The organism is Variovorax sp. LARHSF232 (assembly GCF_052871435.1).
Genome location: NZ_JBIXJS010000003.1, coordinates 147907 through 173902 on the forward strand (window position 1 = coordinate 147907; position 25996 = coordinate 173902).

Annotated in this window: 19 protein-coding genes; 7 read left to right on the top strand and 12 right to left on the bottom strand. The window is 69.9% G+C overall.

What is annotated here, in order from left to right; genetic code table 11:
• Positions 1-10 precede the first annotated feature (10 nt).
• The 8 genes from ACIPRI_RS09565 to ACIPRI_RS09600 all read right to left on the bottom strand — a co-directional run bounded on the left by ACIPRI_RS09565 (position 11) and on the right by ACIPRI_RS09600 (position 13135).
• Positions 11-2950, bottom strand: coding sequence for a hypothetical protein (locus ACIPRI_RS09565; protein WP_446621199.1), 2940 nt, complete (start codon positions 2948-2950; stop codon positions 11-13).
• A gap of 84 nt (positions 2951-3034) precedes the next feature.
• Positions 3035-7150 (bottom strand): translocation/assembly module TamB domain-containing protein, encoded by a 4116-nt coding sequence (locus ACIPRI_RS09570; RefSeq protein WP_446621200.1) that lies wholly within the window; start codon positions 7148-7150, stop codon positions 3035-3037.
• Positions 7151-7161: 11 nt separating this feature from the next.
• Entirely contained in the window at positions 7162-9069 is a 1908-nt protein-coding gene (locus ACIPRI_RS09575; RefSeq protein WP_446621201.1) for an autotransporter assembly complex protein TamA, read from the bottom strand.
• Between the two features lie 54 nt (positions 9070-9123).
• A complete protein-coding gene (locus ACIPRI_RS09580) occupies positions 9124-10026 on the bottom strand; it encodes a 2OG-Fe(II) oxygenase (RefSeq protein ID WP_446621202.1) in 903 nt (300 codons plus the stop codon).
• A 186-nt stretch (positions 10027-10212) separates the two neighbouring features.
• Positions 10213-11400 carry a vWA domain-containing protein gene (locus ACIPRI_RS09585; protein WP_446621203.1) on the bottom strand — a complete coding sequence of 396 codons (1188 nt, stop codon included), beginning with the start codon at positions 11398-11400 and terminating at the stop codon, positions 10213-10215.
• Positions 11401-11422: 22 nt separating this feature from the next.
• On the bottom strand, positions 11423-12016 hold the full coding sequence (locus tag ACIPRI_RS09590; RefSeq protein ID WP_446621204.1) for a GNAT family N-acetyltransferase: 594 nt from the start codon (positions 12014-12016) through the stop codon (positions 11423-11425).
• A 4-nt stretch (positions 12017-12020) separates the two neighbouring features.
• Positions 12021-12281, bottom strand: coding sequence for a hypothetical protein (locus ACIPRI_RS09595; protein WP_446621205.1), 261 nt, complete (start codon positions 12279-12281; stop codon positions 12021-12023).
• Positions 12281-13135: an AAA family ATPase gene (locus tag ACIPRI_RS09600; protein ID WP_446621206.1), complete on the bottom strand. Its 855-nt coding sequence runs from the start codon at positions 13133-13135 to the stop codon at positions 12281-12283. The genes ACIPRI_RS09595 and ACIPRI_RS09600 overlap by 1 nt, the downstream gene beginning before the upstream one ends.
• Before the next feature lie 152 nt (positions 13136-13287).
• Between ACIPRI_RS09600 and ACIPRI_RS09605 the strand changes: the two genes are divergently transcribed.
• Positions 13288-13968 (top strand): c-type cytochrome, encoded by a 681-nt coding sequence (locus tag ACIPRI_RS09605; RefSeq protein WP_446621207.1) that lies wholly within the window; start codon positions 13288-13290, stop codon positions 13966-13968.
• 77 nt (positions 13969-14045) lie between these two features.
• On the opposite strand, the gene ACIPRI_RS09610 is transcribed toward ACIPRI_RS09605, so the two are convergent.
• From ACIPRI_RS09610 to ACIPRI_RS09625, 4 genes are read right to left on the bottom strand one after another with little or no spacing between them, the layout of a single operon-like run.
• Positions 14046-14837: an ABC transporter ATP-binding protein gene (locus ACIPRI_RS09610; protein WP_446621208.1), complete on the bottom strand. Its 792-nt coding sequence runs from the start codon at positions 14835-14837 to the stop codon at positions 14046-14048.
• Positions 14834-15901 carry a FecCD family ABC transporter permease gene (locus ACIPRI_RS09615; protein WP_446621209.1) on the bottom strand — a complete coding sequence of 356 codons (1068 nt, stop codon included), beginning with the start codon at positions 15899-15901 and terminating at the stop codon, positions 14834-14836. The genes ACIPRI_RS09610 and ACIPRI_RS09615 overlap by 4 nt, the downstream gene beginning before the upstream one ends.
• Before the next feature lie 55 nt (positions 15902-15956).
• Positions 15957-16868: an alpha/beta hydrolase gene (locus ACIPRI_RS09620; RefSeq protein ID WP_446621210.1), complete on the bottom strand. Its 912-nt coding sequence runs from the start codon at positions 16866-16868 to the stop codon at positions 15957-15959.
• A 7-nt stretch (positions 16869-16875) separates the two neighbouring features.
• Positions 16876-17910: an ABC transporter substrate-binding protein gene (locus ACIPRI_RS09625; RefSeq protein ID WP_446621211.1), complete on the bottom strand. Its 1035-nt coding sequence runs from the start codon at positions 17908-17910 to the stop codon at positions 16876-16878.
• 270 nt (positions 17911-18180) lie between these two features.
• On the opposite strand from ACIPRI_RS09625, the gene ACIPRI_RS09630 reads away from it, so the two are divergent.
• The 6 genes from ACIPRI_RS09630 to ACIPRI_RS09655 all read left to right on the top strand — a co-directional run bounded on the left by ACIPRI_RS09630 (position 18181) and on the right by ACIPRI_RS09655 (position 25975).
• On the top strand, positions 18181-19149 hold the full coding sequence (locus ACIPRI_RS09630) for a helix-turn-helix transcriptional regulator (protein ID WP_446621212.1): 969 nt from the start codon (positions 18181-18183) through the stop codon (positions 19147-19149).
• 293 nt (positions 19150-19442) lie between these two features.
• The gene (locus ACIPRI_RS09635) at positions 19443-21518 is read left to right on the top strand and encodes a TonB-dependent receptor domain-containing protein (RefSeq protein WP_446621213.1); all 2076 of its coding nucleotides are present in this window, start codon (positions 19443-19445) and stop codon (positions 21516-21518) included.
• Between the two features lie 26 nt (positions 21519-21544).
• Entirely contained in the window at positions 21545-22216 is a 672-nt protein-coding gene (locus ACIPRI_RS09640; protein WP_446621214.1) for a 4'-phosphopantetheinyl transferase family protein, read from the top strand.
• A gap of 32 nt (positions 22217-22248) precedes the next feature.
• Complete coding sequence (locus ACIPRI_RS09645) at positions 22249-23445, top strand: isochorismate synthase (protein ID WP_446621215.1); 1197 nt, start codon at positions 22249-22251, stop codon at positions 23443-23445.
• On the top strand, positions 23442-25082 hold the full coding sequence (locus ACIPRI_RS09650; protein WP_446621216.1) for a (2,3-dihydroxybenzoyl)adenylate synthase: 1641 nt from the start codon (positions 23442-23444) through the stop codon (positions 25080-25082). The genes ACIPRI_RS09645 and ACIPRI_RS09650 overlap by 4 nt, the downstream gene beginning before the upstream one ends.
• Positions 25079-25975: an isochorismatase family protein gene (locus ACIPRI_RS09655; RefSeq protein ID WP_446621217.1), complete on the top strand. Its 897-nt coding sequence runs from the start codon at positions 25079-25081 to the stop codon at positions 25973-25975. Before ACIPRI_RS09650 ends, ACIPRI_RS09655 begins: the two co-directional genes overlap by 4 nt.
• The last annotated feature ends 21 nt before the right edge of the window (positions 25976-25996 follow it).

The following is a 25996-nucleotide window of genomic DNA, read 5'->3' on the forward strand; positions in this document are numbered from 1 at the left end:
GGTGGAGCGATCACCCGGGCAGCCGCAGTTCGATCTGCCTGCGGATGCCCTTCATCGCGCTTTCCGACAGCACCCAGCCGGAGGGGTAGACCGCGTCGACCAGCAGGTCAATGCGGCGCACCGGCGCATCCGCCACCCAGTGCATGAAGGGACCGCAGGGTGCCGTCGCCTTGCCGGGTGCGGGCAGCGCCAGGCGTTCCCACAGCACGGCGGCGTCGTTCGCCAGATCGGCGTCCGCGGCGCGCATGTGGGCCGTGCGCGTCTGGTAGAGGGTCAAGGGCGACGACAGCAGCGAAGGCACCAGCCGCAACGGTCCGCCGTCGCGCGGCCGGGCCGGGTCGCGCGCATCGGGCGGGTTGCACGCGTCGTCGGCGGGGGGCGTGCGCTCGGCGTCGAAACGGTCTTCATTGCGAATCGAGATCACGACGGGCCGCAGTCGCGTGCGCAGCTTCTCGAGCTTGTCCGGCAGCTCGGGGTCGGTGCTGGCGCAACGGCCGAACAGGCAGCGGCTGAGCACACGCACGATGTCCGCGCTGGTGGAGGTGGCACTGTCGTCGAAGTAGCCGCCGTCTTGCAGGCGGGCGCGAAGGCGCGGCTTGACATCGTCGGGCGTCTTGCGGATGCAGGCGCGACCGTAGAGTGCGCCGACCGGATTGGTGTAAGGGAAGCGCGAGCTGTTGTGCGAGGCAGTGCTCAGGCGAATGTCCGAGTCCAGCATGTCCAGCACGTCGCAGGCGCCGGGGAAGGAGCCGATGTCGATCGCCACGTCGCTCTGGATCCAGCGCTCGCCGCTTTCGACCCGCGTCACGGTGAGGAACAGATGGGGCCGGCGCTCGCCTTGCGCCGGCGCAGACAGTCCCGACGCCATGTGCCGCACCGGCGTCTCCATCAATCCTTCGAACCAATGCGAGCGCCCCAGCAGGCGGCATCCGGGACTTTCGCAAAACAGGGTGGTCGGCAGCACGCTGCCCAGCGCATCCTCGAACAGGGCGGCGCCGAGCAGCTGAGTCCAGAGGTCGGTGGCGCCGAAGCGGTCGATGCAGTCGTTGAGCGCGCGGATGCTGCCCTTGGCCTCGAGGTCGCAGGCCCGGAACACGGCAATGCCGAGTGCTCCGCCGGACACCGCCGAGAGGGAAAAGGTGCGCTTGTCGAAGTCCGGATCGAGCGCCTTCATCCTGGACAGCACCGAGGCGCTCCAGTACGCGGAGCGAATGCCGCCTCCTTCGGCCGACACGATGTACACGGCAAAGGGAGCGTCGCCGGGCGGCGGGGCGTCGGCCAGCCCCTTGAGCCAGGCGACCGCGGCTTGTTCCAGCGTGGGCCGCTCGGGCAGCGCGCGCGGCAGCGGCGGCCCGTCGCGAAGCTTGAGGACGGCTCCGATCGCTACCAGCGCGAACACCGTGGCCCAGATCACACCGCGTGTCGGCGTTTCGCGGCGGTACAGCCAGCAAGCCAGGGCGACGCAGGGCAGCCCTAGCGCGATCGTCCAGAGGAACTGGGAGAGGGCGGAAAAGTCCGTGCCTCCGGACGGGTGCACGCCGGCAAGAATGCGATGCGACTCGTCCAGGTCGAAGTAGCCGATGAGCGCGCCGAGCACGAACAGGCCAAGCAGGTACGGGGCCGCGCGGCGGCGCGACTGATAGGCCACCCAGCCGAGGATGCCCGCCCACACCGCCAGGCCGCTCGCGACGACGGCCAGCGCCAGCGGAGGCGTCCAGCCGATCAGGCCGGCGAATCGGCTCAGCAGGAACAGCGCCGGCGGCACCCAGGCGACCCACAGGGGCAGGGCGCCCATGTCGGCGCGTGCCTGCTTGGCGTTGATCGTGGCGCTGTAGTAGGCCATGGTCGTGTCGCGGCGCCGGTAAGCGACGGCCACCAGAAAGAGCAGCGCCAGCAATCCGTCGATTGCCAGAAAGGCGACCAGCCAGCCGATGGCCGGCGTGCCGGCCGGCTGGTCGCGGATGGTCTGGGCAACCGCGACGCCGACAAGGCCGAAGGGCAGCGCGCCAAGAATGCGGCACCACCACTTCGCGAAGCGGTCCGAGGCGTCGCTCCCGCCCTCGCGCCCCGGCATGGCCAGGCGCAGGATCAGGCGCGCCCACAGCCAGGAGCCATAGGCCAGCAACCACAGTGCCGCTGCCGTGATGACGAGGCCCCAGGCGCTGCGCCAGGGCGGGCCGTGCATGTCGCGCGGGTCGACCGCCTGCCGCAGCAAGGCGTCGCGAGTCTGGTCCATCACCAGCACCAGGGCGCCGAAGACCAGCAGGACCGCCATCGCGTACTTGGTGCGCCACAGCATGTCGGCGATGTCGGCACGCATCCTGGCGCGCGGGCCGGCGGCCAGGTCGGATGGATCAACCGCGAAATACCAGTGGGCAAACCACAGCACGGCGAACACGGCGAGCAGCACCCAGGACGCGATCTTGGCGACGCCGACGAGGTGCATGGCCTGCGCCCAGGCGGGGTCCGCCACCAGCCCGCAGATCAGCGCGAGCGCCAGCGCATTGCTCAGCAGGGTGAGCACGAACGAGGCCAGAGCCAGCAGGTCGAAGACCTGCAACGTCGCTTGCGAGCCCGGCCCCTGCGCCACCCCCTGGTCCAGCGTGATCAGGTAGTGCACGCGCTCGCCGAAGGCCAGCAGGCCGATCAGCACGGCGGGCGCCAGCAGCGCAGCCTCCAGCACAAGGAAGGCCACGGCGCGTGGTAGAAGACCGTCGGCGCTCCACACCTGCAGGATGCCGGCGCGTTCTTCCGCACTCCCGCTCAGCTCGAAGTGGTAGACCGAACCGGATGCCAGCCGCGTCGGATCGACGGCGACCATCGCCACTGCAACGGCCAGCGCCACCAGGGTGGCCAGCCCCAGCAGCTTGCCTACCGAGTGGTCATCCAGCGTGTGCGTGCGGACGCCGCGAAGCATCTGCCGCAAGGCCGACAAAGGGGAAGTGACCATGGTGCCTCCTCCGACAGGCGCATGGTACGTCGACCTTCTTCGACAGAGCCATAGCGCTTATGGGCGGCTGGCGCGCCCTGTCCTTCAGTCGTACTTGATCGTATAGATCAGGTCCGCCCCGTAGTGCTCCCCCGCCTGCCCGCGCAGGGTCAGGCGCTGCGTCAGGTCGTAGAAGATGTAGAACGTGCCCAGGGTGCCGGCCAGGCTGCGCTCGTAGGTGACGTAGAAGTCCTTCGACAGGCGCTTGCCCAAGGTGACGGCGGATTCCTGCACTTCGCCGTTGGAGCTCGGGCCCTTGAAGCCGATCTCGTCCAGGCCGAAGCGGCTGGCCATGTTGCCGCCGCTGGAGTCGGCGCCCAGCTTGCCGAGCAGGGCCAGCGCCGCCTGCTGCATCAGGATGGCCTCGCCGCCATTGGCCGCCGAGGCGCGGCCCAGCATGACCCACGACAGGGTCTCGGCATCCGACAGCGGCGGCTCGGAATAGAGCTTGACGCGCGGCGCGTTGGCGGTGCCGGAGATCTGCACGCCGGCACGCTGCGCGATGTTGGGCCGGATCGCCAGCACATCCAGCTGCGGGTTCTCTGCCGGACCATTGAAGCGCGCGATGCCGGTTTCCACGTCGAGCTGCTGTCCGTAGGCGCGGTAGACGCCGCGCACCGTGCGCACCTCGCCCGTCACGCGCGGCGGGTTGCCGGCGCCGCTGGCGCTGATCTCGAGCTCGCCCGCCAGCCGGGTGGTGATGCCGTGCCCCTGCACCGCGAAATCGTCGCCCAGGTCGAGCGACAGGCGCACATCGAGCGGCTTGGCGGTGCTGGGCTGGGTGACCTTCTGCTCTTCGCTTTCTTCCTGCTCGCGCCGCTTGGCCGCCGCTTCCGCCTCGGCGCGGGCCTTGGCCTTGGACTGCACCACCACGTCAGGGCCCAGGCTGGGCGCGGTCTCGGCCGGCAGGATGATGACGCCGCGGTCGGTGCGCAGCTTGCCGCGCAGCTGAATCTGGCCCTCATCCAGCCTGGCCTGCAGGTCGCCCGACAAGGTCACCTGCCGGTCGCTGCGCACCAGCACCCGCAGGCTGCGCACTTCGCCGCGCATGTCCATGCGGATGCCGCTGGTGCCCGCGGGTGCGGCCTCGCCCCAGCTGGCATCGCCGCGCAGGCTGAAGCTGCCGCCGTCGCTGCCGGCTTCGCTGGCGCGGGTGCTCAGGTTGCCGCTCCGGCCCGGAATGCGAACCTTGCTGCCGCGTCCGCCCTTGAGCGTGAACTCCTGCAGCGCGAGCCGGTTGCCCAACAGGCTGGCGCGCAGCCGGCCGTCCTTCAGGTCGATCCCCTCCACCGCGGCGCGCAGCGAGAGCTGGTCGGCCGCCAGTTGCCCGTTCCAGCGCGGCGCCTTGCGGCTGCCGGAGAGCGCCACCTTGGCATCCAGGGTGCCGCCGATGCGCCAGCCCGGCGGCGCCAGGATGGACCACACGCCCAACTGCGGCAGGCTGGCCTGCACGTTGCCGGCCAATGGCGCATCGTCCGGCCAGCTCCAGCCGCCGGCGGCCTGCGCCAGCTGCGTCGATGCCTCGGCCAACACCCGGCCAGCGCGCTCGCTGTCCCAAACCAGGCTGGCGCGCAGCTGCTGGCCCTCCGCATCGACTTGCAGCACGGCCTGGCGCAGTCCGGCCGGCGTGCCGGAGGCATCGCGGCCGTCGGCGCCGGCATCGGTCGTGATCTCGCTGGCGGTGCCGGTGCCTGTGCTGCGCAGCTTGCGCACCATGGCGGCCTCGCCGGCTTGCACGCGGATGTCGCCGCTGGCGCGCGCCAGGCGGACCTTGGCGCGCAGCTGGTCGCTGGCATCGACGTCCCAGTCGCCCTCGAACACCAGGTCGCCGCTCACGCCCATGTCGCGCAAGGTGCCGGGCCCGAGGGCCTGGGCCCAGGCCAGGGGCAGGCCCTGCAGGCGCCCCTTGGACTGCAGGCGCACCGCGCGCCTGTCGGGCGGGCCGCTCTGGCTGAAGCCGGTGGGTTCCCAATCGACGCGCATCGTGCCGGGCACCGGGCCCGTCAGCGTCGCCGCGCCGCCGCTGCCATCGACCTGCAGCGCGCTGGCGTTGCTGCTGCGGATGGTGGCCGTCAGTGGCCGTTGCAGTTCCAGGCTCCAGGGCGCGGGCGGTTTGCTGGTGTTGGGGCGCAGCTGGGCGCGCAGGCTGGCGATCTCGGCACGCCACTGGCGGGTCCGTTCCAGGCCGCCGCTGCCCTGCAGCTTCAGCGTGATCTGCTGCTGGGCCGACAGTGCCTCGCCGTCCAGTTCCAGCCTGGCACGCGCCAGGCTGCCATCGAGTTCGGCGCGCAGGCCGCGCAGTTGCCAATCCGGCTCGCCGTCGCTGCCGCCATTGCCGTTTTTCTTCTGGCGCAGCGCCAGGCGCGGCACACCGAGGCTGGCTTTCAGCGTGGGTTCGGCGCTGCCGCGCGCAGCCGGGATCTCGGGCGCCGCCAGGCGCTGCTGCAGGGTCTGCCAACCGCCGGTCCAATGGGCGTCGAGCGTGGCGTTGCCTTGCAGCGCCATGCCGCCGAAGACCTTCTCCAGGCCCGGCAGTCGTTCGATCCATAGCTGCAGGGCCGCCATGTCGGCCAGCTGCGTCTTGAGTTGGCCCTTGCCCTTGGCCGGCGCCATGTCGGCCTGCAGCTGGGCTTGCGCGCCCGGCAGCTTCAATTGCAGGCGGCCTTCGCCGGATTGTTCGGCCGGGCGGGCCCGCAGTTGGCCTTCCAACTCTGCACCCGCAGCCTGCACGCGCAGGCTTTGCAGGATCAGCAGCGGTTCTTGCCATTGGCCGCGCGCTGTCACGCGGTCGATGCGCAGGCCTTCCAGTGCGTCGCGCGCCGCGGCGGCGCCGGCGCCGCCCTGGGCCTTGAGATCGAGCGCGAAGTCGATGCGGCCGCCTTCGCGCTGCTCGGCACTGAGCTGGCCGTTGATCGGCGCGCCGGCCAGCTGCGTGTGCAACTCGCCCGGGTGCACACCGCGCACGTCGGCCTTGGCCTTCCAGGGCTCGGGTGCGGGGCGCCAATTGCCGCTGGCCTCGATGCGGCCGCCGCCGGCATGCACTTGCGCCTGCGGCAAGGTCCATGCGTGGCCGTCGAACAGCGCGCGGGCCTGCACCTTCTCGATCGGCAGCTTGCCTTCGTCCCATGGGCCGGGCACGCCATTGCGCAGATCGATGCTGCCTTGCCAGGCCAGGGCGCCGACGGCGCTGTCGGGTCCGGCATGCACTTCGCCGGTGAGCTGCGTGACGGGGGCCTCGCGCAGCAGGCGCGCGAGGTCGACGTTGCGCAGTAGCGCGTCGGCAGACAGCACCGGTTGCGATTGCCAGGGCGCGATGGCAGCGCGCAGTTGCGCCTGCATCGGCGCCTCTGCGCTGTTGTCGGCCGGCGCCAGTTCGGCCTGCACGTCCAGCCGTGCGTCGGCGCCCGACAGCGTGCCCTTGGCCGAGGCCCAGGCCAGCACCTCGATGTTCCGGTCCTGGCCCATGGGTGCGCGCACGCGGCCGTCGACGCGTGCCTCCAGCGCCATCGGCGCCGCGCCCTGCAGCGCCACCTGGGCGCCGTAGTGGCCATCGGCCAGGTCCACGCCCTGCACGTCCAGCTGGTGCTGGCCGTCCTGGTAGCGGTAGCTGCCGGCCAGGCCGGTGGCTTCCACCACCGGCGGGCCGGCCCAGCGCAGGGTGTCGACGCGCAAAGGCAGCTCGATGTCCAGCGGAAGGACCAGCTGCTCGAGCGGCTCCAGCGGCTTCTCGTCCTTCTCCTTCGGCCCGCGTGGCTCGATGGCGATCAGCGCGGCATGCACCTCGCCCAGCTTCAGCTGGCGCCGTTGCCACAGCGCGGAAAGCTGCCAGCCGATGGTGGCATCCTTCACTTCCACGGCCAGCGTGTCGCTTTGCCAGCGCAGCGCGCCGATGCGCCCGCCGGCGCGCAGCGAGCCCGTGACCTCGCTCGTTTCCAGTGTCTGGCCGGCTGGCATGTAGCGCGCCACCTGGGTCAGCACGAAAGCCAGCGACTGGCTGGAACCCATCCACCACCACAGGCCGGCCAGCAGCAGGGCGACGGCGAGCAGCAGCGTGGCCAGGCTCCAGCCGATGCCGCGCAGCACGCGCCGTCCAAGTGGGCGCCCGGGCGCGGCGGCGCCATCCTGGCTGGCGGGGTCCTTGTCGTCTTTCTTGTTGCGCATCGTCGCCGCCATCAGAAGGTGAAGCCGAAGCGCAGGTGCAGGCGGAAGTCCTTCACGTCCACCCCATAGGCGATGTCGGCCTGCAGCGGACCGACCGGGCTGCGCCAGCGCACGCCCACGCCGGTGCCGACCTGCAGCTTGATCGCGCCGGGCTTGTCGGCCACGCCGCCGGCATCGACGAAGACCACGCCTTCGTAGTCGGTCAGCTTGCCCTCGCGCACGATGGGCTGCTGCCATTCGATGCTGGCCACGTTGAGGTAGCGGCCCGCGACGATCTGGTTCTGGTCGGTCACCACACCGATCTGCTGGTAGCTGTAGCCGCGCACCGTGGTGTCGCCGCCGGTCAGGAAGAGCTGGGGCTGCGGGATCTGCGCCTGGTCCTTGGCCGATACGGCGCCCAGTTCGGCGCGCAGCGCCAGCCGGGGGCGCCGCGCGGCGCCGCTGGGGGTGTCGGCCGAGCCCACCGGGAAGATGCCCAGCCAGCGGCCGTAGGCGCGCAGGTAGGGCAGGCGTTCGCCCAGCAGGGTGTAGCCGGCGCCCAGTTCCAGCCCCAGCCCGTTGCCGCGCGTGGGCATGGTGTTGCTGTCGAAGTAGCGGCCGGTCCAGCCCCAGTTGAAGCTCAGCGAACTGGCCGAGGGCGGCGGGTCGATGCCCTTGCTCAGCGAGTAGTCGTACTGCAGGAACAGGCTGCGGTCGATGCGGTCGCCCGACTTGTTCTGGCCCAGCCGCGCGCGGGCGCTGTCCACCGTGTAGCTGCCGGCGTTCTCTTCGCGCTTGAGCAGGCCGCTGGAGAACCAGCGCCAGCCGGAGTCGCGCGGCAGGCCGCTCCATTCGCTGCTGAGCAGCTTGGTGTTCTTGTCCAGCGACAGGCGCGAGACGGCGCGCCAGCCCAGCAGCGGGATGTCGTTGTGGATGTAGTCCAGAGAAATGCGCGGCCCGCTGTCGGAAGTGAAGCCCACACCGAGCACCACCTTCTGCAGCGGCGCCTCGCGCACCTGGGCAGTGACCGGCGCGGCCTGCGGATCGGCGCCGTCGTCGGTTTCCAGTGTGAGAAAGACGGAGTCGTAGTAGCCGCTGCTGGCCAGGCGCTGCTGAGCGTCCAGCAGCTGCTGCTGGTCGTAGTCGTGCCCGGTGGGCAGGCGTGCGATGCGGCGGGCGGCATCGGCGTCGTAGCGCTGGGCGCCGTTGATCTTCAAGGGCCCGAAGCGGTAGGCCGGCCCGGAGTCGTAGGCAATGGACAGTCGCGCGCTGGCCGCGTCGGCGTCGATGTCGGCCTGGCTCTTGGTCACGCTGGCCGTGGGATAGCGCTTGGCCGCCAGGCTGCGCAGGCCCTGGGACTTGGCGGCGTCCCAGCCCTCCTGCGTGAAGAGCTGGCCGGGCGGCAGCCGCCAGGCGGCGCGGATCGCATCGCGATGGGCCTGGTCGCGCGCATCCGATGCCACCGGTCCGCTGAAGTCGATCTGCACTGCGCTCACCCGCGTCGGCGGGCCGGGCGCCACGTCCAGCGTGATCTGGCGCGGCGCCTTCTCGCTGTCGGGCGTCTCGTGCAGTTCCAGGGTGAGGGTGGGCGTGAAGTAGCCCAGGGTGTTCAGGAGCTCGCGGGCGTTGGCTTCGGCCGCCACCATGAGGCGCGACACCTCGCTGGCCGCCAAGTCGTCGAGCTTGCGGTAGCGCTGCAGGTCCAGGTGCAGCTGCAGGTGCTCGCGCACCGCCTTGTCGGGCGAGCGCACCTCCAGGGTGAAGGCGTCGCGGGCGTCCTTGCGGGCGCCGTCGCTCGTGGCAAGCGGGGAGGCCCCGGCGCTCGCGCCCTCGTCCTCTTTTTTCGCAAGCAGGCCGCACCCCTGCAGCAGGAGCGCGAGCGAGAGAAAGAGGAGCGCCGGCCACCTGGCTGGCGCGCGAATGGAAACCGCCCTGAGCATTGGGCCCGATTCTGACATCGGCGCCGCACCGGCCGAGTCAACTGCGCGGCGCGCTCAGCCGGAGCGCAGCAACTTCCTCTTCAGCCGCCCCGGCCAGGAACTCATCTTCCAGACCGTGGTGAACAGGATCGGCGGCGTGACCATCTGCGCCACGCGCAGCAAGCGGTCGAAGCGGCGCGCATTCAGGAACATCGACGACGCCTGGTCGTCGCGGACCTTGCCGGCGTCGGGGCTGGTGTAGAAGTAGGCGGCCAGCGAGCGGCGCGGCCGGTCATCGGGCGGCTGCAAGGGCTCGGGATGGCCGTGAAAGCTCACGGCGCAGTGTGGCATCAGCAGGGTGTGGCCGAACTCCGGCGCCACCTTGGTCACGCACTGGTCGCGCTGCGCGCTCCACAGCTCGAGCATGCCGCCCCATTCGGGCTGCCAGCCCTTGTTGAGGTAAGTAATGAACACCATCTCGTTGCGCAACCCCAGGCAGCGGTGCAGCTTGAAGTCGCGGTGCACCGCGAAGGTGGCGCCCGTGCGGCTCTCGTGGGCGCCGCCGCCGTGGAGTTTGGGGTCGGGCAGCAGGTAGGGCACTTGCGTGACCGCCGACAGCCACTCGGTAAACCAGCCGGAGTGAATGGTGTCGAAGTACAGCTGCAACGCCGGACCCAGGGGTGGGCTCGTGGGGCTGCGGCGCGTCAGCTCGTAGCGGCTCTTGACGTCGACCCAGGGGATGGCGTCGAACTCCTCGGCGGCGAGTTCCAGCAGGCGAGGGTGGAACAGGCCTTCGATCACCAGGTGGGGAAAGGGCTGGGCGGCCTGCAAGCGTTGGCGCAGGGCATCGATGCGTTCGGCCCGGAAGAAGGCCCGATCGACCAACTCGGGCAGCGGCAGGCTCACACCGCGGATGGTGATGGTGTCCGTGGGCTTTGACGCCCTGGCCAGCGGGCGCATGTAGTCATGCGCCGGCATTTTTCGGGTCGATGTGTACACCTTGCTTGCCCTGACCTTGCAAACGAAATCGACCTCAAGCTTCGCACAAATTGCGAGAAATGAGTCAAAACGTTACATGTCTGGACGGCGTAGGTGCTTGCCTACGAGCGATGCGCTGGGTATAGGCCGATTGGCCGAGCCGGCATCGCGCAGCGGTTTCCCGCGCTATTTCGTCAAGAGCCGCATCGCGTCTTCCAGCCCGCGCAGGGTGAGCGGGAACATGCGGTTCGACATCAGCTGCTGGATCACGGCGATGCTCTGGCGGTACTGCCAGACGCCCTGCGGTTCGGGATTGATCCAGGCGAACTTGGGGAAGGTGTGCGTCAGGCGTTGCAGCCACTCGGCGCCGGCCTCTTCGTTGTTGTATTCGACGCTGCCACCGGGCTGCAGGATCTCGTAGGGGCTCATGGTCGCGTCGCCGACGAAGATGAGCTTGTAGTCCTTGTTGTACTTGCGCAGGATGTCCCAGGTGGCGAACTTCTCCGAGAAGCGACGCCGGTTGTTCTTCCACATGAAGTCGTAGACGCAGTTGTGGAAGTAATAGAACTCCAGGTGCTTGAACTCGGTCTTGACGGCCGAAAAGAGCTCTTCCACGCGGTGGATGTGCTCGTCCATGGTGCCGCCCACGTCCATCAGCAAGAGCACCTTGACGTTGTTGTGGCGCTCGGGGCGCATCTTGATGTCGAGGTAGCCGGCGTTGGCGGCGGTTTTGCTGATGGTCTCGTCCAGGTCCAGCTCGTCCTCGTGGCCTTCGCGCGCGAACTTGCGCAGCCGCCGCAGCGCAATCTTGATGTTGCGCGTGCCCAGCTCTTGCGTGTCGTCGTAGTCCTTGTAGGCGCGCTGGTCCCACACCTTCACGGCGCTCTTGTTCTTGCCGGCGCCGCCGATGCGGATGCCCTGCGGGTTGTAGCCGCCGTGGCCGAAAGGTGAAGTGCCGCCGGTGCCGATCCACTTGCTACCGCCCTCGTGGCGCTCCTTCTGCTCTTCGAAGCGCTTCTTCAGCGTCTCCATGAGCTCGTCCCAACCCATCTTCTCGATCTTGGCCTTTTCCTCGGCCGTGAATTCGCGCTCCAGCGTCTTGCGCAGCCAGTCGAGCGGCACTTCCTTGGTGAAGTCGGTCAGCAGCTCGATGCCTTTGAAGTAGGCAGAGAAGGCGCGGTCGAACTTGTCGAAGTGCTTCTCGTCCTTCACCAGCGCGGTGCGCGAGAGGTAGTAGAAGTCGTCCAGGCTGAAGGCGTCTTCGGAGTTGGGGCCGATCACGTCGGCCTGCAGCGCCTCCAGCAGGGTGAGGTATTCCTTGACCGAGACCGGCAGCTTGGCCGAGCGCAGGGTGTAGAAGAAATCGATGAGCATCTGGCGGCTCCTCTTTCGTGTTTCAGCGCGGCTTGTCCAGGAGGTACAGCAGTTGCGCCTTGACCTCGGGCCATTCGCCGGCGCGCAGGCTATACATCACCGTGTCGCGGATGGTGCCGTCGCGCCGCATCGCATGGCCGCGGATCACACCGTCCTTTTTCGCGCCCAGGCGCTCGATGGCGCGCTGCGAGGCATGGTTGAAATTGTCGGTGCGCCAGCCCACCACGTTGCAGCCGAGGGTATCGAAGGCATGCGAGAGCAGAAGCAGCTTGCAGGTGGTGTTGACGTGCGTGCGCTGGCAGCGCTGGGCGTACCAGGTGTAGCCGATCTCCAGGCGCTTCACCACCGGCAGGATGTCGTGGTAGCTGCTGGTGCCCAGAACAGCGCCGGTGGCTTCGTCGAGCACGGTGAAGGCAAAGCGGTTGCCGGCCTCGCGCATCTGCAGCGCGGTCTCGATGTAGGCGCGGGTGTCTTCGGGCTCGGGCACCGAAGTCACGCGAATCTTCCACAGCTCGCCATCGGCGGCCGCTTCGCGCAGGCCCTGCTCGTGCTCCAGAGTGAGCGGCACCAACGCCACGCCACGAGCCGAGAGGTTCACCGGTTCGACAAAAGCCATCGCTTCAAACCTTTGGATCGCCGTAGCGGCGGATGTACCAGCGGCGCGCCAACTGCACGCCGCCACCGCCGCCAAAGCCGATCAGCAGAATGCCGACCATGGATGCCGTGGAGTAGCCCGAGCCGCCGGCAAAGGCATCGAAACCCAGCAGCAGTCCCAGGTAGCGGCCGAGCATGGCGCCCAGAAAGAAGCCCAGGGCCTGTGAGGCGCCCAGCACCAACAGGCGGCGGGTGGGGTGCTCCGGCTTGCCCTTGTTGTTGTCCATCAGCGGTTGTGGCGCTGCATGAACACCAATTTTTCGAACAGCGTCACGTCCTGCTCGTTCTTGAGCAGCGCGCCCACCAGCGGCGGCACCGCCACCTTGTCGTCCTTGCTTTGCAAGGCTTCCAGCGGGATGTCTTCGGCCACCAGCAGCTTGAGCCAGTCGAGCAGCTCGGACGTCGATGGCTTCTTCTTCAGGCCGGGCAGGTTGCGCACGTCGTAGAAGGTCTTCATCGCCGATGCCAGCAGTTCCTGCTTGAGCCGGGGGAAGTGCACGGCCACGATGTCCTTCATCGTGTCGGCGTCCGGGAACTTGATGTAGTGGAAGAAGCAGCGGCGCAGAAAGGCGTCGGGCAGCTCCTTCTCGTTGTTGGAGGTGATGAACACCACCGGGCGATGCTTGGCGCGAACCAGCTCGCGCGTCTCGTAGCAATAGAACTCCATGCGGTCGAGCTCGCGCAAGAGGTCGTTCGGGAATTCGATGTCGGCCTTGTCGATCTCGTCGATCAAGAGTGCCACCGGCTCGTCGGCGGTGAAGGCCTGCCACAGCACGCCCTTGACGATGTAGTTGTGGATGTCCTTGACCCGCTCCGAACCTTCCACGTCCGCCAGCTGCGAATCGCGCAGGCGGCTCACCGCGTCATACTCATACAGGCCCTGCTGCGCCTTGGTGGTCGACTTGATGTGCCATTGCAGGAGCGGCACGCCCAACGCACTGGACACTTCTTCGGCCAGCATCGTCTTGCCGGTGCCGGGCTCGCCCTTGACGAGCAGGGGGCGCTTGAGCGTGATGGACGCGTTCACCGCGAGCATCAGATCCTGTGTGGCGACGTAGTTGTCGGAACCCTTGAATTTCATGGAAGGCTAGGCAGTGGAGTGGAGAAAGCAACACATTCGATCAAGGCTGCGGGCCCCGGGTGAGACCCGACTGGATGGCCGCTAGGGCCCCCATATAATCGAAAGCTGTTTGCCCTGAAAACCTGATATCTCCACGAGATTGTGCGCGCAAAATGAACAAGTTGTTGACCACGATGTTTGCCCTTGCTGTCGCTTGCGTGACGGTCTCGGCCCAGGCCCAGAAGGTGACGGGCAGTGTTGAAAACGGCGCCAAGAAGACGGCCATGTGCGTGGGCTGCCACGGCATCATCGGCTACCAGGCCAGCTTCCCCGAGATTCACAAGGTCCCGATGATCGCGGGCCAGAGCGCTACCTACATCTCGTCCGCGCTCGCTGCCTACAAGAACGGCGACCGCAAGCACCCCACCATGCGCGCCATTGCCGACTCGCTGACCGAGCAGGACATGGCAGACCTCGCCGCCTACTACGCCCAGCTCGGCATGAAGGACCAGGCCGCACTGCCTGCCACCCCCAAGACGCCCAACGAGACGGTGCAGGCCCTGATCACCCGCGACAAGGACAACAGCTGCACCAAGTGCCACGGCGCGAACTTCAGCACGCCCAACGACGGCACCGTGCCCAAGCTGGCCGGCCAGCACGCCGACTATCTGACGGTGGCACTGAAGTCCTACAAGGTCGACGGCCATGGCGTCGTGGGCCGCTCCAATGCGGTCATGGGCGGCCAGGCCAAGAAGTTCAGCAACGCCGAAATCAAGCAACTGGCCAGCTACATCGGCGGCCTGCCCGGCGACGTGAAGACGGTGCCCGAGTCGCGCTTTCATCGCGCCGACTGAGCGCCGACCGGCTCAGAAAAAGCCCGCTTGAACGCGGGCTTTTCTTTTGGCGCGAAGCTGCCGCCGCGCCGCGGAATTCACTCCGCCGGCAAGGCCCGTTCGACCAGTACCACCTGCGCCTGCCCCGCGGTGCGCTCGATGCGCGCTTCCACATGGAAGGCTTCGCGCAGCATGTCGCTGCGCAGCACCGCGCTCGGCACCCCATCGGCCAGCAGGCCGCGCGCGCCCAGCAGCACCAGGCGGTCGCAGCATCGGGCGGCGAGATTCAGGTCGTGCATCGCCAGGCAAACAATCGCGCCGCGTTCGCGCGCGGCCTGGCGCAGCGCCTGCAGCGCCAGCATCTGCCAGCGCAGGTCGAGCGCGCTGGTCGGTTCGTCCAACAGCATCAACGGGGTGCGGCGCACGAAGACCTGCGCCAGGCCCACCATCTGGCGCTGGCCGCCGGAAAGTTCGTCGAGGCGGCGCAGCGCCATCGGCAGCAGTTGCAGTTCGGCCAGCACCGCTTGCAGACGCGCTTCGCGCTCGCCGGCCGGAAGATCAGGGCAGGTCGCGCGCAGCGCGCCGGTGACCACCTCCAGCACACGCAAGGTCGAGGCCTGGGGCAGCGTCTGCGGCAGGTAGGCCACGTGGGCCAGGTGCTCATCGTGCCGGCAGTGCAGCAGATCCAGTCCGCCCAGCCGCGCATGGCCCTGAGCCGGCACCAGCTTGGCAATGGCGCGCAGCAGTGACGACTTGCCCACGCCGTTGGGGCCCAGCACGCCCACCAGGCTGCCCGGCGCCACGTCCGCCAGCGAGAGCTGCGACAAGACAGGGCGCCCGCCGTAGGCCACACCCAGCGCATCGATGCGGAATGTTGAGGCCGCGCTCATGACGAAGGCCTGCGGCGCAGCAGCAGCACGACGAACATCGGCACGCCGATCAGCGCGGTGACGATTCCCACCGGAAGGACGACGCCGGGCACCACGGTCTTGCTCAGCACCGAGGCGCCGGCGACCATCAGCGCGCCGGACAGCGCCGCGGCAGGCAGGAAGTGGCGGTGGTCCTCGCCCACCAGCAGACGAGCGACGTGCGGGCCGATCAGGCCGACGAATCCGATCGTGCCGACAAAGGACAGGGCCGTGGCCGCCAGCAGGCTGATGCGCAGCAGCACCAACAGGCGCAGCCGCTCGACGGCCAGGCCCAGGGCGCGCGCCTGTTCCTCACCCGCGCGCAGGGCCGTGAGCGTCCAGGCGTCGCGCGCGGCCCACACGCCGCACACGGCCAGCACCGCCGCCAGCATGCCGATCTTGGGGAAGGTGGCCCGGCCCAGGCTGCCCATGGTCCAGAACACGATCTGCTGCAGCGCGTTGCTGTCGGCGATGTACTGCAGCAGCCACAGCAGCGCGTCGAAGGTGAACAGCAAGGCGATGCCGAACAGCACCACGGTTTCGGTGGTGGCCCCCAGGCGCCAGGTGACCCAGACGATGAGCAGCGTGGCCACGACTGCGCCGCCGAAGGCGCCGGCCGTCAGCGCGAGGTTTTCGTTCCACAAGGTCCAGCTCCACCCGCTGATGGCCACCAGCGCCGCACCGACGCTGGCGGCCGGGGCGATGCCGAGCGTGAACGGGCTGGCCAGCGGGTTGTTCAGCACGGTCTGCATTTCGGCGCCAGCCTGGCCGAGCGCCGCGCCGACCAGCACCGCCAGCAGCGCGCTGGGCAGGCGCACGTTCCACAGGATCACGCGTTGCTCGATCGGCAGCGAATCCGGTTGCCACAGGCCCGTCAACAGCTGCGCGAGCGGGAAGGGCGCGGGGCCGGTGGCGATGTCGAGCAGCAGCAGGCACGCCACCGCCAGTGCCAGCGCCGCCAGCGCGAGCAGGCGGCGCTGCACGACGCGGCGGTAGCGCAGGCGCAGATCCGCGGCCGGTGCGATGTTCGAGGCGATGGCGTTCATTGAATAGCCTCCGTGCTGCGCACTGCGGTATTCGCCTTGGGAGCGGCCCGGCGGCTCATTGGGCCACCGCCAAGTCCAGCGCCAGCGCCGCGCTGGGCAGCGTCATGCTGCCGTGATCCTCGCCTTCGAGCAGGCAGAACTGCGTGCGCAGGCCGGGCGCGCCGGCCAGGCTGGCCACCAGCTCGCGCGCCGCGCCGACCTGTCGGCGTTCCTGCTGGCGGCGCATGCGCTCGGGATCGGCATGCGGCATGCCCTCCTCGAGGCTGCCGGCAGTGACGAGCAGGCGTTGCGCGCCGGCGGCCGGCGCACGCTGCAGGAAGGTGTCGCGGTGCGCGAGCACGGCACGGTCGCCCCACCAGATCGACGGGCCGGCCGCGACGTAGCGCTGGAACAGCGTGGGCCGGCTGAACAGCGCGTACAGCGTCAGCAGGCCGCCGAAAGAGTGGCCGAAGAGGGTGTGCGAAGCTGGGGTGAGTGCCAACTGCCGGGCGAGCCAGGGCTGCAGTTGTTCCAGCAGATCGAGAAAGCGATCGGCCTGGCCGCCGGCCGTGCCCGGCAGCGTGTAGTCCTCGGCGCGCGCCTGCATGTCGTAGGCCGTGTCGCCGGGGTGGCCGATGCCCACGACCACCGGCAGCGGCATGCGCTGGTCCGGCGGCCGCGCCGCGCGCTGGCGCAACAGCGCAGCCAGCAAGGGGAACATGACGTTGCCATCGAGCGCCCACAGCACGGGGCTGTTCTGCGGCGCTGGCCCTTCGGGCAGCGCGACGAAAAGCCGGCGCGGCCGGCCGGCCGCCACCAGGTCGATCTGGTGCGTGAACGGCAGGCGCACGGCCGGGCTGCCGGCCAGCGAAGGCAGGGGATTCATGGGCATGGACAGGGCCAGGGCGGCGCCAGGCACGCACAGCGCGAGGCCAGCGCGCAGCAGGTGGCGTCGGCTGCGTCGGCGGGTGGATTCAAGGCTCGACACGGGTCCATTACTCCCCCTGCAGTTCGATCGGCTGGAAGCGCCTGTACATCTCCTGCAGCGTCTGGCGCGGGTCGAGGTCGGCAAACAGCGCGGGGTGCAGCCACTTGGCCAGCGCCTGCACCGCGGCCACGTTGAAGGGCGAGTTGTAGAAGTGGTGCCAGATGGCATGCGTGCGGCCCTGCTGGACGGCTTGCAGCGGGCGGATCTGCGGGCGCTGCAGGCTGTGCTGCAAGGACTGCCGCGCCAGTTCCGGCGAGACGTCGGCCCCCAGTGCGATGCGCTGCGGCGCGTCCTTCTGCGTCTGCGCCGAACCGATGGCGGTGCCGATGTAGATCTGGGGCTGGCGCGCCAGCAGCAGCTCCGGATTGAGCGTGCCGTGTTCGCCGGGGATCAGGCCGCGCGCCATGTTGCGCCCGCCTGCGGCTTCGACCAGCAGGCCCACCATGCCGACCATCGTGTCGCAGCACACGCCGGTGAGGCCCACCCGGTTTTCCAGGAACACCGTGGGCGGGGCCGGCTTGCGCTCGGCCAGGGGCTGCTGCACGCGCGCCAGTTGCTGCTGCCAGTAGGCGTTGAAGTCCGTGGCCCGCTGCGGCTGGCCAAGCACCGCGCCCAAGAGGCTCATGCTACGCGTTGTGTTGGCGAGCGGGTCGTGGCGGAAGTCGACGAACACGATCGCCACGCCAGCGGCTTCCAGCCGCGCCAGCGCCTCGCGGTCGCGCTCGCCCGGCGCATGGCCGCCGCCCAGGCCGAAGATCGCCACCTGCGGACGCAATTGCAGCGCGCGCTCGTCGCTGAAGCTGCCGGATTGCGTGCGGCCGACGCGCGGCACCTTGTCCAGATGCGGAAAGCGCGTGCGCCACTGCGCGTAGCCGGCGGCATCGAGCTGCTCGAGGTCGCCCATCATGCCGACCAGCCGGGCGCTTGGATCACCCGTCTCGAACACGGCCAGCGCCGGCAGCAGCCGGCCTTCGCCGAGCAGGATGCGCTCGACCTTCGCCGGGATGCGCACGCTGCGCCCGGCCAGGTCGGTCACGGTCACTTGGGCGCTGGCGAGGGCAGGCAGCCATGCCAATAGCGCAAGGAACCATGCCAGCGCAAGGCGCAGGAAGCCGGCACGCCGGCGGGTTGGGGACAGGTGTAGGGGGATTGGGGTTGGCACGTGGATGCTTGCGCTAAGATGCGAACAATTCTCATTCAGTCTAACAATTCGGCGACACGGCTGCGCAGCCATTTCGTTTGCGCAAGCCCACGCCGTGGTTTGCGCCGGCCCCGGGGCCTTGCGCGACCGCACGTTCAGGAGCCTCGACCGGTGACCTTCAGCCCCAGCCAGCCCAGCGGCGCCGCGTCCGGCGCGGCGCCTTCCCACCCTGGCCTGGCAGCGCACGCGGCGCGCGTGCGCGTTCTGCAGCCCGGCCTGCGCGTGCATGCCGACGACGCGGTCGATCCGGTCGACGCCACCGCGCACGGCCAGTGCGCGCCGGGGCTGCACCTGGTGTTCCTGCTCGAAGGCGGGCTGGACGTTGCCTATGGCGAGCGGCGCGTGCTGCTGGCCACCGGGGCAGGCGGCGAGCGCGAACGGGCGGGCCAGGCGTGCTGCGTGATGGTCAACGTCACCGAGCCGGAGCGCTTCACGCGCCGAACCCGCCATGGCGGCTACGCGCGGCGGCTCAGCCTGTGCGTGTCGCACGACTGGCTGCTCCAACTGCAGGCGGCCAGTGGCACGCGCATGCCGTCGGCGCTGGAATCGCTGATGACCGGCCACCTGGCGATGCGCTCCTGGCAGCCTTCCGCGCGGGCGATCGCGCTGGCCGAGCGGGTGCTGCGCCCGCCCGCCTGCGCGCCGATGCTGGAGCTGCTGCACCAGGACAGCCGGCTGCTCGATCTGCTGGCGGAGGCGCTGGCGCCGCTGCAGGCCGGCGAGCCGGCACCCGAAGCGCCGGCACTGAACGCGGCGCTGGCACGGCGGCTGCGCGATCTGCGCGAGTTCCTGGGCAGCGCAGCGGCCGACGAACTGTCGCTGGACGACATCGCCCGCCACGCCGGCATGAACGTCAACGCGCTGCAGGCCCACTTCCGGCGTGCCTACGGCAGCACCGTATTCGGCTTCGTGCGTGAAAGTCGCCTACAACGCGCCCGCGCCGCGCTGGAGCGCGACGGCATCAGCATCAAGCGCGCCGCCGCACTGGCGGGCTACGGCAGCCCCGCCAACTTTGCCACTGCCTTCGGGCGCCGCTTCGGCATCACGCCGAAGGATGCGCGCCACGCGGCGCAGCGCTGACCTGCCGACCACCGCGCGACCCCGCCCCTTGGCGGGCGCCGAGCCATGCTGCGCGCCAATCCGCGACCCCGGCGCTCGCGCAAACACCTTCGTGGGCCGCGCAAACCTCGCGGGTCGCCTTGTTCGGCAAACTAAATGCGAATCATTACTATTAATCGCAATCCGGGAGGCCGTGCAACATGTCGAACAAAAGATCTTCCTCGTCGCTCTCAAGCAAATGTGGCTCTGCCACTTTGCTTGATCCCCCGAGGGGGGCGGGGCTAGGCTTGCCCGGCCCCTGGGGGCTCCGGAGCGTGCTGCCCGTTTCCCTGGCCGTCGCCACCCTGCTGAGCCTGATTGGCCCGGCCGCCGCGCAAAGCGCGTCTGCGGCCATCGAGTCGCCATCGCTGCAGCCGGTGGTCGTCACCGCCAGCCAGCGCGAGCAGGCGGTGCGCAACGCACCGGCCAGCGTCACCGTCATCACGCGCCAGGAGATCGAGCAGCGCACCGAGACCAGCGTGACCGAGCTGCTGCGCACGGTGGAAGGCGTCAGCATCGTCGGCGCCAACCCCAACGACACCGACATCTCGCTGCGCGGCATGCCGGGCGACTACACGCTGCTGCTGGTGGACGGCAAGCGCCTGAACACCCGCGAGACGATGAACCGCGGCTCCGGCGGCGTGCAGGCCAACCTGCTGCCCCCGCTGGCGGCGATCGAGCGCATCGAGGTCGTGCGCGGGCCGATGTCCTCGATCTACGGGGCCGACGCGCTGGGCGGCGTGGTCAACATCATCACGCGCAAGCTGCCGCAGCGCTGGAGCGGCACCGTCGCGGCCAACGTGGTGAAGCAGCAGCACGACGAGCTGGGCGACTCGCGCGGGGCCGAGTTCTGGCTCGGCGGCCCCCTGGTCGACGACACGCTGGGCCTGCAGATCTCCGGCGTGGCGAAGAAGCGCGACGAGGACGACGTCTTCTTCCCGGCCAACGTCACCAGCGGCGCCAACGGCCAGCGCAATGAACAGCTGGACCTGAAACTCAGCGCCCGCCTGGCCGCCAACCAGGATCTGACCATGAACCTGGGTCGGCAGGAGCTCGACTACCTCACGACGCCGGGCCTGAGCATCGCCGACCTGGCCACCGCCGCCACGGTGCGCAAGACGCGCCACGGCCGCGACTACTGGGGCCTGACGCACGACGGCCGCTGGAACTGGGGCCGCAGCACGGTGTCGATGTACGGCGATACGGGAACGCAGACGCAATGGACTGCCGCCGGCGAGTCCACCGTCGAACCCAAGCTGCGCACCACCACGCTGGACGGCCACGTCGTCATCCCGTGGGCCAAGGACAAGAACACCCTGACGCTCGGCGCGCAAGCCATCAAGCAGCGGCTGGACGGCGTGGCCGCGCAGGACGCGGTGCCCAACGGGCTGCCCGTCAACCCGAACCTGCTCGATCGCAACTCGTGGGCTGTGTACGCCGAAAACGACTTCGCCATCACGGATGCCTTCACCCTGACGGCCGGCTTGCGCAGCGACAACGACGACACCTACGGCAACCACCTGAGCCCGCGCCTGTACGGCGTCTACCAGATCGACAGCGCATGGACCCTGCGCGGCGGCGTCGCCACCGGCTTCAAGGCGCCCACCTTGCGCCAGACCACCCCCGGCTACTGCATGACCACCGGCGGCGCGGCCGGCGCGACGCCGGGCACCCTGTGCGGCAACCCCGAGCTGGACCCCGAAACCAGCGTCACCGGCGAGATCGGCCTGCGCTGGGAGCGGCAGGACAACTACGCCGGCCTGACGGTGTTCGACAACCGCATCAAGAACCGCGTGGCGAGCTACGACACCGGCGTGGCCGACCGGCGCGTTCGCGGCCGGAACGTCTATGTCTACGACAACATCGCGCAGGTCGACATCAGCGGCCTGGAGTTCGCCGCCAGCCATGCGATCGGTCCGGGGCTGCGCCTGTCGGGCAACTACACCTACACCGATTCGCGCCGCAAGGGCGGTGGCGAAACCGCCTTCAACGGCAGTTCGCTCGACGGCCAGCCGCTGGACAAGACGCCGCGCAACATGGCGAACCTGCGCCTCGATTGGAAGGCGCTGCAAAGCCTCGACCTGTATGCGGCGCTGTACTACACCGGCAAGCAGTACTGGGCCGCCTTCCGCAACGGCGCGTTGGGCGTGCGCGAACGCGAAGCGGCCACCACGCTGGACCTGGGCGGCCGCTACGCGCTGGCCAAGGGCCTCGACCTCAAGTTCGCCGTGCTCAACGTGACGGACAAGCGCGTGGATGTCGACACGCGCGCCCGCACCGCCGGGCTCGACGGCAACTGGATGGTGGACGAAGGGCGCCGCTACGCGCTGTCGCTGGTGGCTCAGTTTTGACGCGTGGCCGGCGGCAGGTGGCGAACATGGTCGAACAAGCGGTCCACCTGCCCGAGCCGCTGCGGCGCGTGGGCGTGAGCGTGTGGCAGATCGCGCTCGACGCGCCCGGGGCGCCACAGGCCGCGATCGACGCCAGCGCTGACGTACTCGGCGCGCAGGAATTCCAACGCTGGCAGGCCTTTCGCTGCCCGCAGGCCGCCACCGCTTTCGTCCTGCTGCGCGCAAGCCTCGCACGCCTGCTGCGCAGCCACTTCGGTGTCGACATGCGTGGCCGTTCGATGGCCTGTGGCCCGCACGGCAAGCCGGCGTTGCCGGCCGGCGGGCCACCGTGGTTCAACCTGTCGCATTCCGGCTCCCGCGGTTGCATCGCGCTATCGGAGCGCTGCGAGATCGGCATCGACATCGAGCGCCATGGCGCTGCCGCGCCGACCTTGCCGCACGGCGTCTTCACCGCGCGCGAATGCGCCCACATCCGCCGGGCCGGCGTGCCCGGCTTCTATCGCATCTGGACGCGCAAGGAGGCCGTGCTGAAGGCACTGGGCCTGGGTTTCGCGGCCGATGCACGTGCCGTCTGCGTCGCGCCGCCCGCGGGCGATGACGAGCGGGCCGGCATGCCATGCGCCACGACGCAGCTGTGGTCGATCGATTCGATCGCCGGCTGCAGCGTGGCTGTTGCTTGCGTGCGGCCGCAAGGCTGACACGCGGGCCCCACCAAAGCAAGGAGTTGCTCATGTCCGCCAACGACTTTTCACCCACACGCCCCGACCCCGCCGCGCAGGCGCTGCTGCTGCAGGTGCGGCCCAGCACGCCGCTATTCGTCGCCAGCCCGCAGCACACGCTGCTGGCATTGGGCATCCACACGCCGGTGGCGCACGGCGCCGCGCCGCTGGCGCAGCGGGCGCGAGACGCGCTGGTGCAGGCGGCCGCCGAAGGCGCCAGCGCGCCGGTGGTCGTGGGGGCCGTGCCTTTCGACACCGCCCGGCCGGCGGCGCTGGGCATCGCGCCCGCCTTGTGGCGTGCCGGTCCGCTTGCCGCGTCGGCGGCGACGCAGAGCGAGCGCCTGGCGTGCCGCCTGCGCGCCGTGCCGCCCGGCGCCGACTACGCCGCCGCGGTGGCCGAAGGCGTGCGGCGCATCCGGCGCGGCGAGCTCGACAAGGTCGTGCTGGCCCGTTCGCTGGAACTGAGCAGCGAGCGCCGCGTCGAGCTGCCGGCCTTGCTGGGCGGGCTGGCCGCTCGCAACCCGCTGGGCTACACCTTTGCCGTTAACCTGGGCGGCGGTCGAACGCTGCTGGGCGCCAGCCCCGAGCTTCTCGTGAGCCGCACCGGCGGCGTGCTGCGCGCGAACCCGCTGGCCGGCTCCGCGCCACGCTCGGCCGACCCGGTGGAGGACCAGCGCCGCGCGCAGGCGCTGCTGGCATCGCGCAAGGATCTGGAGGAACACCGCGTCGTGGTCGAGGCGGTCGCGGCGGCGCTGCGCCCGCTGTGCCCGCAACTGCAGGTGCCGGCGCGGCCCTCGCTGGTGCACACGCCGGCCATGTGGCATCTGTCGACCGAGCTCACGGGCCACACCGAGGCCGACGCGCTGACGCTGGCGCTCGCGCTGCACCCGACGCCCGCCGTGTGCGGCTTCCCGCGGGGCCGCGCGCACGAGCTGATCCGCCATCTCGAGCCTTTCGACCGCGGCTTCTATGCCGGCGCCTTCGGCTGGACCGACGCCAAGGGCGACGGCGAATGGGTCGTCGCGATCCGCTGCGCCGAAGTCGACGACCGCCAGTTGCGTCTGTTTGCCGGCGCAGGCATCGTCGCCGAGTCACAGCCGCAGGCCGAGCTCGCCGAAACCAGCGCCAAGTTCCGCACCATGCTCGATGCGCTCGGCCTCGCGCACGACGCGGCCGAGCTGCCCGCGGCGGCGGAAGCGCTCGCATGAAGCTCGCGCACTGCACCCCGTGGCCCCAGGCCGACGCGGCGCGCTATCGCGCGCTCGGCCACTGGCGCGGTCAATCCTTTGCCGGCTTTCTGGCCGGGATCGCGCAGCAGCACGGCGAGCACACCGCGGTGGTGGCCGGCGCGCTGCGCTGGAGCTATCGCGAGCTCGAAGCGCAGGCGCTGCGCCTGGCGCGCGGCTTCGTCGCGCTCGGCATCGCGGCAGGCGATCGCGTCGTCGTGCAGCTGCCCAATCGCACCGAGTTCCTCGCGGTGATCTTCGGGCTCTGGCGCATCGGCGCGCTGCCGGTCTTTGCGCTGCCCGCGCACCGCAAGCTGGAGATCGGCTACTTCTGCCGGCATGCACAGGCGCAGGCCTATGTGACGGTCGACGTTCACGCCGGCTTCGATCACCGCACGCTGGCGCAAGAGGTGCTGGCCGAGGCGCCGACCTTGCGCCATGTGCTGATCGCGGGCGATGCCGGCCCCTTCACCGCGCTCGATGCCTTGCCAGAGGCGCAGGCGCTGCCCGGGCCGCCGGCCGCCAGCGAAGTGGCTTTCCTGCAGCTCTCGGGGGGCAGCACGGGCACGCCGAAGCTGATCCCGCGCACCGCCGACGACTACCTCTACAGCGTGCGCGAAAGCGCGCGCATCTGCGGGCTGGGTCCCGCCACCGTGTTCCTGTGCGTGCTGCCGGCGGCGCACAACTTCGCGCTCAGCTCGCCGGGCCTGCTCGGCGTGCTGCATGCTGGCGGCACCGTGGTGCTGGGCGAAAGCGCCGCGCCCGAGATCGCCTTTCCGCTGATCGCCCAAGAGCGCGTGACGATGACCTCGCTGGTGCCGCCGCTGGTGCCGGTGTGGCTGACCGCCGCTGCATCGCGCCGCGCCGAACTGGCGACGCTTAGCCTGCTGCAGGTGGGCGGTGCGCGCTTCGACGATTCGCTCGCGCGCCGCATCGAGCCGGAGCTGGGCGCCAGGCTGCAGCAGGTGTTCGGCATGGCCGAGGGCCTGGTCAACTACACGCGGCTGGATGATCCGGCGCAGGTCGTCACGCAGACCCAGGGCCGGCCCATCTCGCCTGATGACGAGATCCGGATCGTGGACGAGGACGACCGCCCGGTGCGGCCGGGCGAGGTGGGCGACCTGCTCACGCGCGGCCCGTACACCATCCGCGGCTACTACAGGGCCGACGCTCACAACGCCCGTGCCTTCACCACCGACGGCTTCTACCGCACCGGCGACCGCGTGCGCCTGACACCCGGCGGCTACCTGGTGGTCGAGGGCCGTGCCAAGGACCAGATCAACCGCGGCGGCGAAAAGATTCCCGCCGAAGAGGTCGAGCACCTGCTGATGGCGCATGCCGGCGTGGTGGACGCGGCGCTCGTCGCGATGCCGGACGCGCACCTGGGCGAGCGCAGCTGCGCCTTCGTGATTCGACGCGACCGCGCGCTGCGCGCCCCGGCACTGCTGCAGTTCGTGCGCGCGCAAGGCGTGGCCGCCTTCAAGGTGCCCGACCGCATCGAGTTCGTCGACGAGCTGCCCAAGACCGCCGTCGGCAAGGTCGACAAGAAGCTGCTGCGCCAGCGCATCGCCGAACGGCTGGCCTCGCCACATCCCTCACTCCTTCAAGCCACACCATGAGCATTCCCCGCATCGCCACCTATCCCATGCCCGCGCAAGTGCCTGCCGGCCGCGTGGCCTGGGCCTTCGAGCCCGGCCGCGCCGCCCTGCTGGTGCACGACATGCAGGACTACTTCCTCGACTTCTACGACCGCGACGCGGCCCCCATCCCCGAGCTGCTGGCCAACACGCGGCGCCTGGTCGAGGCGGCGCGCGCCGCCGGCGTGCCGGTGTTCTATTCGGCGCAGCCGACCGAGCAAAGCGCCGACCAGCGCGGCCTGCTCACCGACATGTGGGGCCCCGGCCTCACCACGCACCCCGGCAGCGCGGCGGCCATCTGCGCCGAGCTCGCGCCGGGCGAAGGCGACGTGGTGCTGACCAAGTGGCGCTACAGCGCCTTCCAGCGCAGCGACCTCGAGGCACGGCTGCGCTCGCTGGGCCGCGACCAGCTCGTGGTCTGTGGCGTCTACGCCCATATCGGCTGCCTGATGAGCGCCTGCGAGGCTTTCATGAAGGACATCCGGCCCTTCCTGGCGGCCGATGCGCTGGCCGACTTCTCGGCCGAAGAGCACCGCATGGCGCTGAACTACGTCGCGCAGCGCTGCGGGCGCGTGGCACTGACCGCCGATTTGCTCGACGCGCTCACCACCGCGTCCGCCGCCGCGACCAGCGCGCTGCCCACCTCGCTGGCCGCGCTGATCGGCGAGATCACGCGCAGCCTGCAGCTCGCGCCCGGTGAACTGGCTGCCGACGACCGCCTGATGGACTGGGGCCTGGACTCGATCCGCCTGATGGCTTTCGTCGAGGCCTGGCGCGCCGCCGGCCGCGACCTGAGCTTCGTGCAACTCGCCGAGGCACCGAGCGCCGCCGCGTGGTGGTCCGTGCTGCAGGCCGCTCCGGCCCTGCCGCGCTGACGCCCTCTTTCGACCTTCCTT

Excerpts from the sequence above, each read along its gene's own strand:
- ACIPRI_RS09565 (WP_446621199.1), bottom strand. The coding sequence starts at position 2,950 with ATGGTCACTTCCCCTTTGTCGGCCTTGCGGCAGATGCTTCGCGGCGTC.
- ACIPRI_RS09570 (WP_446621200.1), bottom strand. The coding sequence starts at position 7,150 with ATGCGCAACAAGAAAGACGACAAGGACCCCGCCAGCCAGGATGGCGCC.
- ACIPRI_RS09575 (WP_446621201.1), bottom strand. The coding sequence starts at position 9,069 with ATGCTCAGGGCGGTTTCCATTCGCGCGCCAGCCAGGTGGCCGGCGCTC.
- ACIPRI_RS09580 (WP_446621202.1), bottom strand. The coding sequence starts at position 10,026 with ATGCCGGCGCATGACTACATGCGCCCGCTGGCCAGGGCGTCAAAGCCC.
- ACIPRI_RS09585 (WP_446621203.1), bottom strand. The coding sequence starts at position 11,400 with ATGCTCATCGATTTCTTCTACACCCTGCGCTCGGCCAAGCTGCCGGTC.
- ACIPRI_RS09590 (WP_446621204.1), bottom strand. The coding sequence starts at position 12,016 with ATGGCTTTTGTCGAACCGGTGAACCTCTCGGCTCGTGGCGTGGCGTTG.
- ACIPRI_RS09595 (WP_446621205.1), bottom strand. The coding sequence starts at position 12,281 with ATGGACAACAACAAGGGCAAGCCGGAGCACCCCACCCGCCGCCTGTTG.
- ACIPRI_RS09600 (WP_446621206.1), bottom strand. The coding sequence starts at position 13,135 with ATGAAATTCAAGGGTTCCGACAACTACGTCGCCACACAGGATCTGATG.
- ACIPRI_RS09605 (WP_446621207.1), top strand. The coding sequence starts at position 13,288 with ATGAACAAGTTGTTGACCACGATGTTTGCCCTTGCTGTCGCTTGCGTG.
- ACIPRI_RS09610 (WP_446621208.1), bottom strand. The coding sequence starts at position 14,837 with ATGAGCGCGGCCTCAACATTCCGCATCGATGCGCTGGGTGTGGCCTAC.
- ACIPRI_RS09615 (WP_446621209.1), bottom strand. The coding sequence starts at position 15,901 with ATGAACGCCATCGCCTCGAACATCGCACCGGCCGCGGATCTGCGCCTG.
- ACIPRI_RS09640 (WP_446621214.1), top strand. The coding sequence starts at position 21,545 with ATGGTCGAACAAGCGGTCCACCTGCCCGAGCCGCTGCGGCGCGTGGGC.
- ACIPRI_RS09645 (WP_446621215.1), top strand. The coding sequence starts at position 22,249 with ATGTCCGCCAACGACTTTTCACCCACACGCCCCGACCCCGCCGCGCAG.
- ACIPRI_RS09650 (WP_446621216.1), top strand. The coding sequence starts at position 23,442 with ATGAAGCTCGCGCACTGCACCCCGTGGCCCCAGGCCGACGCGGCGCGC.
- ACIPRI_RS09655 (WP_446621217.1), top strand. The coding sequence starts at position 25,079 with ATGAGCATTCCCCGCATCGCCACCTATCCCATGCCCGCGCAAGTGCCT.